9 protein-coding genes and 1 pseudogene are annotated in these 8,123 nt (G+C 37.9%); 9 read left to right on the top strand and 1 reads right to left on the bottom strand.

What is annotated here, in order from left to right:
- Nucleotides 1-111: 111 nt before the first annotated feature.
- The 8 genes and pseudogenes from ABDZ53_RS11140 (at nucleotide 112) to ABDZ53_RS11105 (ending at nucleotide 6,673) form a co-directional block, all read left to right on the top strand.
- The gene (locus tag ABDZ53_RS11140; RefSeq protein WP_343756546.1) at nucleotides 112-357 is read left to right on the top strand and encodes a helix-turn-helix domain-containing protein; all 246 of its coding nucleotides are present in this window, start codon (nucleotides 112-114) and stop codon (nucleotides 355-357) included.
- A gap of 24 nt (nucleotides 358-381) precedes the next feature.
- Nucleotides 382-903: a hypothetical protein gene (locus tag ABDZ53_RS11135; protein ID WP_343756545.1), complete on the top strand. Its 522-nt coding sequence runs from the start codon at nucleotides 382-384 to the stop codon at nucleotides 901-903.
- An 80-nt stretch (nucleotides 904-983) separates the two neighbouring features.
- Nucleotides 984-1,280 (top strand): hypothetical protein, encoded by a 297-nt coding sequence (locus ABDZ53_RS11130; protein WP_343756544.1) that lies wholly within the window; start codon nucleotides 984-986, stop codon nucleotides 1,278-1,280.
- Between the two features lie 203 nt (nucleotides 1,281-1,483).
- A complete protein-coding gene (locus tag ABDZ53_RS11125; protein ID WP_343756543.1) occupies nucleotides 1,484-2,194 on the top strand; it encodes a rhomboid family intramembrane serine protease in 711 nt (236 codons plus the stop codon).
- Between the two features lie 21 nt (nucleotides 2,195-2,215).
- Entirely contained in the window at nucleotides 2,216-3,202 is a 987-nt protein-coding gene (locus ABDZ53_RS11120) for an ROK family glucokinase (protein ID WP_343756542.1), read from the top strand.
- A 321-nt stretch (nucleotides 3,203-3,523) separates the two neighbouring features.
- Nucleotides 3,524-4,576 carry a YqgU-like beta propeller domain-containing protein gene (locus ABDZ53_RS11115; protein ID WP_343756541.1) on the top strand — a complete coding sequence of 351 codons (1,053 nt, stop codon included), beginning with the start codon at nucleotides 3,524-3,526 and terminating at the stop codon, nucleotides 4,574-4,576.
- Between the two features lie 72 nt (nucleotides 4,577-4,648).
- Nucleotides 4,649-5,053, top strand: coding sequence for a rhodanese-like domain-containing protein (locus ABDZ53_RS11110; protein ID WP_343756540.1), 405 nt, complete (start codon nucleotides 4,649-4,651; stop codon nucleotides 5,051-5,053).
- A gap of 138 nt (nucleotides 5,054-5,191) precedes the next feature.
- Nucleotides 5,192-6,673 (top strand): annotated as a pseudogene (locus ABDZ53_RS11105) (MDR family MFS transporter).
- Between the two features lie 68 nt (nucleotides 6,674-6,741).
- Here ABDZ53_RS11105 and ABDZ53_RS11100 read toward each other — a convergent pair.
- Nucleotides 6,742-7,551 (bottom strand): pyruvate, water dikinase regulatory protein, encoded by an 810-nt coding sequence (locus ABDZ53_RS11100; protein WP_343756539.1) that lies wholly within the window; start codon nucleotides 7,549-7,551, stop codon nucleotides 6,742-6,744.
- Between the two features lie 132 nt (nucleotides 7,552-7,683).
- Between ABDZ53_RS11100 and ABDZ53_RS11095 the strand changes: the two genes are divergently transcribed.
- Nucleotides 7,684-8,109 carry a Fur family transcriptional regulator gene (locus ABDZ53_RS11095; protein ID WP_425541710.1) on the top strand — a complete coding sequence of 142 codons (426 nt, stop codon included), beginning with the start codon at nucleotides 7,684-7,686 and terminating at the stop codon, nucleotides 8,107-8,109.
- The last annotated feature ends 14 nt before the right edge of the window (nucleotides 8,110-8,123 follow it).

The following is an 8,123-nucleotide window of genomic DNA, read 5'->3' as shown; positions in this document are numbered from 1 at the left end:
TTTAAATTTTTCATGATTTAATTATACCATGAGAGGTGCTTTTTTGTCTCTTTTTAGCATTTTCTTTTCAAATAAAAAGAAGAAAGGGATTTAGCATATAAAGAGCTTGAAGTGTTTTCTTTAACCATGTCTAAGACGGTTTATGATTTAAATGAACGGGTTTATTCACTGGAAAATGAATTAAATATCTCGTCACCTGTTTCAGAGTTACATAATCAAGTCACAACATTGGCAAAGGATAATATTATTTCTTTATTTACAAAAGGCGTGTCTGCTGATGTTATTTCGAAACAATTAGGTATAGAAGAAGCATCCGTCCAACATACCATCGATACTTACATATCAGAGGGCATTTAAAAAGGACAGATAGGAGACGAAAAGATGTCGAAGAAAAATATACGCTTATTAGCATTAGGATTTTTACTCTCTTCTTTATTGATCGTTACATTAAATGGATTATTTCAAACAGAATCAGAAGCATCAGATAGGGATCAAGTCGATGAGTTACAAAACGAGATTCATTTCTTAGAGGAAAAGGTAGTAAGTCTGGAACTCGATAATGAAAGACTCCTGGGTCAAGTTGATTCTACAAGTACGGCTTTAAACTCACCTGAAGAAGAGGCGGAATCTCAAGAGGAAGACTCTCAGGAAATGGAGGAGGAAACAGAAGCAGAGGACGAAGAAGAAACACCATCAGCCACGACTTATACTGTAGTCATTGAAGAAAATGAACCCAGCAGTGTGATTGCTGATCAATTACTAACTTTTGGATTAATAGAAGACCGTCATGCCTTTAATGAGTATCTGGAAGAATCGGGTGCTTATTTACGTGTTCGTGCAGGAAGCTACACGATTACTTCAGAAATGAATCGGGATGAAATCGTACAGGCGATTATTAATTAAAGCGTGATAAGGCTTAAAGGTATGATTCACACGCTCTTTCTTGTAAAATAAGACTATCAAGACAAAGGAGAGATAGTCTTATGTCAGAAGTATCAAAAGTTTATTTATCAAATGGGTTAACATTTTTAATTCAAGCTTCTCCTGATTCAATTTATCAGAAGATGACACATTCTGATGGCAAATCAAAGGATCAGGTCCATGAGTTTTTCTTGACTAGCGGCAAGCAAATTTACTTGCATTCAGCCCACGTTGTAGCTATTGAAGAAGCGGGATCATCTGCTGACCATGATGAAGGTTCATCAGAGGATGACCGTGTCGAGCAGAATGAAGAAGCTGCTAAAAAGTTTAAAGAAGACCTTGACGGTAATATGGAATAATGAGTTGAATAGTATTTAAGGTTTAATCTCAGGCGAATGCTTAACGGATTAACCTTAAATACTATTTTTTTGATGCTCACTACACAAAAATTAAACCAGATTAAACACCTGGCTGGATAAGTATTCACTATTTAGTAAATCGGGATTGGGTCTATATGAGAAAATGTGCTATACTTAGAGCAAAGATTTAAGGAGATAAAAATGTGAATTATAAAACAAAAATGAAGTGGCAGAGATTTAAAAGAGGACCTTATATAACATATACGCTTCTAGCGATAACAGGCATTATGTTTTTAATTCAAGAGTTTTTAGGAGGAAGTACAAATACACTTGTCCTGCTCCGTTTAGGTGCAAAAATGAATGAACTCATTGTCCTAGGAGACTGGTACCGCTTGTTGACTCCAATGTTTTTACATATTGGATTAATGCATTTAGTCTTTAACGGCTTGGTCATTTACTTTTTGGGGATTCAACTTGAAACCGTCTTTGGTCACTGGCGTTTTTTCCTATTGTACATTTTAAGTGCACTGGCAGGAAATGCCGCAAGTTTTGCATTTAACAGTAACATTTCAGCAGGAGCAAGCACGGCCTTATTCGGCTTGTTCGGGTCCACTCTTGTTCTCAAAAAGCTTTTTCCCGTTCATCCGCAAATCAATGCGATGGCTAAGAACTTTTCAGTTTTAATTGTATTAAACTTAATTTTCGGTTTATTCAGTAGTGGAATTGATATGGCTGGCCACATCGGTGGATTAGTGGGAGGCTATTTGATTGCCTTTGCGTTATCTGCTCCTAATGCCTGGAACAAAAACGTGAAACGTCAAGTCTTATTTGCTGTCCTTTATGTTGTTCTCATTCTTATTTTGATTTTATTGGGATATAGTCGCTTTATTCCTTTATCTACCTTATTTTCATAAACTATAGTGGAGGATTTTAATATGGAAAATCGAAAAATCATTGGTGTCGACTTAGGTGGCACGTCTATTAAATTTGCAATTGTGACGCAAAAAGGAGAAATCCTTGATCAATGGAGTATACTGACTGACATTTCAGATAATGGCGTGCATATTACGCCATCTATTATCGAATCCATTCAAACACACATGGATAAAAACAACTACACCTCATCCGATTTTATCGGAATCGGCATGGGTTCACCTGGTACAGTTAACCAAAAAGACGGAACAGTCATCGGCGCGTATAACTTGAATTGGACGACCTTGCAGCCTTTAAGAGAGCAAATTCAAGGAGCCCTTAACATTCCATTTTATATAGATAATGATGCGAACGTAGCAGCCCTTGGTGAACAATGGGTTGGTGCCGGTGCGAAAGAACCTAATGTTGTGTTTATCACATTAGGCACAGGAGTCGGCGGAGGTGTTGTTTTAAACAACACCCTTATTCACGGAGCTATCGGTGCAGCTGGAGAAATCGGACATACGACAGTCGATCCAGATGGATACCCCTGTACCTGTGGTAAGAAAGGCTGTCTAGAGACGGTAGCTAGTGCAACAGGCGTCGTTCGTGTGGCGACAGACAAAGCCAGCACGTACGAGGGAGACTCTCCGATAAAAGACGCTATCTTAAATAATCACGCTGTTGATACGAAGATGATTATGGATGCAGCCAAAGAAGGAGATGCCTTTTCTTTAGAGGTTGTTGAAGAAATAAGCGACTACCTTGGTTTAGCAACAGGGAATATCGCTAATGTACTCAACCCTTCAACCATTATTATTGGAGGAGGCGTGTCTAAAGCAGGGGAGTTCTTAGCAGATAAAATCAGACACTATTTCTCTCAGTACGCTTTTCCAACGATTAGAGAAAGTACGAACATCCGCATTGCCGAATTAGGGAACGACGCCGGCGTGATTGGAGCGAGTTCATTAGTATTAAATGAATCTGTTCATGAGCATATTACTAAATAAAGATCAGACTCTATGGTACACTGACTGTAGAATAATCCATTAGTAAAGAGGTGAACAGCATGAAAAAAAAGAAAACACCCTTTTAGAGGCCACTGAAAAAGTGACTAAAAATTTGAATTTGAAAATCCGGAAAATTCTTTCTCCCACTTTCGTAGGTGAAACCATTGATAATAAGCATAGTTCCCACCACTTTATCAGCTAAAATTAACTCTTTTTTGGGAATGAGTTTTTATAGGATTTTCATTTTCGGGAAAATCGGACTTTTTCAGTGGCCTCCCCTTTTATAGTGTGTTTCTTTTTCTTGCATGCTGTTGCCTTTTTTTGTTTGCCTGCTCAACAGATGGAGGAAATCAGGCAAGCCAGAATGAAGAGGAAACACCTGAAACCAACCAGATTCAGTCTTTAGATGTTCCCTATGATGTTTTTCAAAAAGTCGTGGGATGGTTATCGGAAGATACACTACTCGTCCATCTAGGGGACGTGGAAGGACATACGCTTATTTCATTCAATATATTTACAGGCGAACAAACGACCATCCATGAAGATACAAGTTATTTACTGACCATTGAGATACATGAATCAAAAGAACGGATTCTAATTCAAGAAGTCTTTGAAAATGAAACACATTTATCCATCATCACTAGAGAAGGGGATTTACTCCATACGACACCTATTCCCTATAGTGGGTATGCCAGTGTCGATTGGAACCCGATGAAGCCAGAACTCGTATTTGTAGCTTACTATCACTATGATACGGAAAGGGATGAAGATGAGATAAAAGTCTATATCTGGAATACAGAGGAAGAGACAATATCAGAAAAGCAGATTCTATCTCTCGCACCAAAATGGTATTCAGCCAATGTCTACCTTTATGTAAAGGAAAGAGATGGAAACGGTCTTTATATTGGAGATATGAGAGAAGACGACAGCGATCTACTTATCAATCAAGACATTTCTGATTTTTTCTTAAATCAAGATACATTTATTGGAGTGGTTGATTCAGACATTTCAGATCACCAAGTGCACTTGTTTCATGAATACCCTCTTCTTGTCAGTGAGCACGTCATCACCATACCTAAAGTGACGATGAATGATTATTTAGTCAAACCTCATATGACCCAATCCAAAAGAGATGGGAAAGCATTCGGTGTTTTGCCGACCTACTCTTTCGCACTGGAAGAAGAAATTGGCGAGTACGTACTAGCCGAACTTAACTTTGAAGAAGAAACCACTGATGACATCCTCTCCTTGCCGGAAGATGCCCCTATATTGTTATGTCCTGAGGAAAGATACCTCTTATATGGATGGAGATATGAGTCAATCATTGATTTAGAATCGGCTGAAATCGTTCCTCTATTAAGTGACACATTATAATTTAGACTAGAATTTTTCTTCATACTACTGTAGACTAGTAAAAGAATAGTGTGAAGAGAGAGGTAGTTAGTTTTGGATACTTGGACAATAGTAACGATTGTATTATGGATTTTTATCATTGGTTGGGGAATTTGGGAATTAATTCAGTATTTTCGTAGAAAAAATGCGGCAAATACTCTAGAAAATGATGAGTTCAGAAAAAATATGCGTAAGGCTCAAATTGTTGATGTGCGAGGGAAAGATGAATACGAAGCCGGACATATCCTCGGGGCACGTAATATTCCTTACATGAACTTAAAACAACGACATGTTGAACTAAGAAAAGACCAGCCGATTTACTTATATGACGAGAAGAAAACATTAAGTTATCGTGCGGCATTACAATTAAAAAAACAGGGATTTGAAGATATACATGTATTAAAAGGCGGATATAGTGAATGGGATGGAAAAATTAAACGTAAAAAGAAAAACGTTTAATCCATTAGGCACACTTGACCAATAATCAATGTAGTCAAATCATAATTACAGGGAATCGTCATGATCTCCCTTTTTTTGTTATTTATTTTTATATAATAAGAAGCATACACATTAAGAGAGAGACAAAGGAGAAAATTTGTGGATTTAAAAGATTTTAAAATAGTTAGAAAAGGCCTACGTCTTTTGGCTTTTCAACTAGATAAAAGGGATAACAATGAAGTGCCTTACTGGCTTGTGTATACAGCCTTATTCGCAGGGGCCTTAATGGTCATCATTAATCAGACAGCCATTAAGACAGCCCTGCCTACTATGATTCGGGATTTAGGCGTGTCTCCCTCCATTGGACAATGGACGGTATCAGGCTACACCTTGGTCAAAGGGATAATGGTACCCATTACCGCATTTGCTATGACACGGTTCCGATCAAGAAACTTATTTGTTATGATGATGGTCATTTTTGCAGCTGGCTCTCTGATTGCTTCATTAGGGATTAACTTTACAGTGGTTTTAGCCGGCACCTTACTTCAAGGGATTGGAGCAGGAATGGTTATTCCTCTCATGCAGACCATCATTTTAACTGTCTCTCCACCTGAAAAAAGGGGAGGGGCCTTAGGATTGATGGGAGTTGTATTAGGCTTAGGGCCCACAGTCGGGCCGGCATTAGGTGGATGGGTAGTGGATGCTTTTTCTTGGCATTATATATTCATTTTCCTGTTTATCGGAGCCTTGTTGTCAATTCCATTAGCTCTGTTGACTTTAACGGATGTTCTTCCTATGAGTAATCCAAAAATAGACTGGGTGTCTATTCGTCATTCGATTATTGGTTTCGGACTCCTTCTTTTCGGCTTATCTTTATTAGGATCAGAAGGATTCAATTCTGTTTTAGCATGGGGTTCTGTTGGGATCGGTTCTCTTTTTGTTTTTCTATTTATTAAAAGAAATATTAATAGTGACGAACCGATGCTGAATGTTTCACTATTTAGAAATAAAACATTCTCTTTGACAGTCATTATCTCAATGTTAGGTCTAATGGTTATTACAGGCATAACAAATGTCATGCCAATGTATGTCCAAACAATTTTAGGTCGTTCAGCAACCCTATCTGGACTCATTGTTTTACCTGGGGGATTATTTAAAGCATTCATTTCCCCTATAACAGGGCGGATGTATGATAAGTAAGGGGTCTCTAAATTAGGTCCCATCGGCGGACTTATTTTATTTTTAGGCTCTTTAATGCTTGTTTTTGTGTCGCAAACCACTCCAATATGGTTCGTAGTAGGAGCTTATCTGTTTCTTTCCTTTGGCTTTGGTCTCTTCAATATTCCAGTTACAACAGCAGGTATGAATCAACTACCTGAAAAAGAAATGGGCCACGGCACATCTGCCAGGCAAACGGTTAGACAAATTGGATCCAGTTTTGCCATCACACTTGTCTTTGCCTCCATGTCCATTGTTTCCTCCTTTGTCCATGCTCCCACTTTGGAAGCAGCCGATGCCGGTGGAACTCCGATTGATTTGACCATTGAAGGAATTCGTGGAGGATTTGGGATGGTCACGCTATTTGCTTTAGGAGCCTTTATACTCACGTTCTTTATTAAAGATAAGCCCGTTAAAGCCTAACTCATCGAATGAAAAACAAGCCATAATCCTATTGGACTGGCTTGTTTCTTTTCATCTATATAGTTTCTTCACCCTTCTAAAGAATTAATGATAATAGCCGCTGTCTCTTCTATGGATTTATTGACCACATTGATTATCTGACAATTTAATTTTTTATATATTTTTTCGGCATAATCTATTTCCTTACGGATACGGTCTTTGCTAGAATAAGGAGTATCCGGATGCATGCCGTATGAAATCATGCGTTCTTTCCGAATGTTAGACAGCATTTCCTCATCATTGGTTAACCCAACAATTTTTTTAGAGTCAACTTGCCAAATTTCATCAGGAATTTGAGCTTCCGGCATGAGCGGAAGGTTGGCAACTTTATAGTTCTGATTAGCTAAGAAAATACTCAAAGGTGTTTTTGATGTTCTAGAAATACCCAAAATGATGATATCTGCTTCTAAATAACCTTTGGGATCTTTTCCATCATCATATTTTACAGCAAATTCCAAAGCGCTGATTCTGTTAAAATATTTGTCATCCAACTGGTGTTTGGCTCCCGGTCGATGAGTAGGTTTAGTGTTTGTCCGCTTAGCCATTTCTCGAATCAGAGGATTAATCAAGTCAAAGCAACTAAGATGATGATTTAAACAATAGTTTTCTATTTTTTCAACAATAACTGGATTCACGAATGTATGTAGAACGATAGCATCCCACTCAACTGCTTTTTCTAAAATGACCTCAACATGATTTTCATCCCTAACAAAAGGGTAATTTTTCAGGTCATAGTTCATATTTGGAAATTGAGCGAGAGCCGCATGAAAGACGTTGCTGGCTGTTCCACCAACCGAGTCTGACAAGATAAAGATGCTGACTTTTTCTTTTGTATTCATTAAACATTCTCCGTTCTCATGATATACTCTCAGTATAATAGATACGTCACAAAATAGAAATATTTACTCCCTTGAATTATCTCGAATGAAGGTTTACTATAAATATAGATTGTTATTATTTAGAAGGAAGCGATAAAGTTGACAGCTTTTGAACAAGCCGTAAAAACACTAAAAAGAAATGGGTATAAAACCACAGGTAAAAGACAGCGTATATTAGAAGTCTTGTATAAAAATAATAAGTACATGACCGCAAAAGAAGTCCAAGATCGATTAAAGAAAATGTTTCCTGGAATTAGTCCAGATACCATTTACCGTAATCTGCATACATTTGTAGAGCTGTCCGTTGTAGAACAGACAGAATTAAATGGAGAGAAATTATTCCGATCCAATTGCGAGACTCACGGTCACCACCATCATTTCATTTGTACAGAATGTGGGAACTCTGAAGAACTGGATATGTGTCCTCTCGAACAGCTTCAAGAGCAGTTACCAGGGTGCGAAGTCACTGCTCATCGTTTTGAACTGTTTGGGCGATGCTCAAACTGCTTAGCTTCGTAAATTAATACTGTTCA

Origin of the sequence: Alkalibacterium iburiense, from assembly GCF_039521845.1 — a bacterium.
GTDB lineage: Bacteria > Bacillota > Bacilli > Lactobacillales > Carnobacteriaceae_A > Alkalibacterium > Alkalibacterium iburiense.
This window is presented reverse-complemented; position numbering and strand designations above follow the sequence as displayed.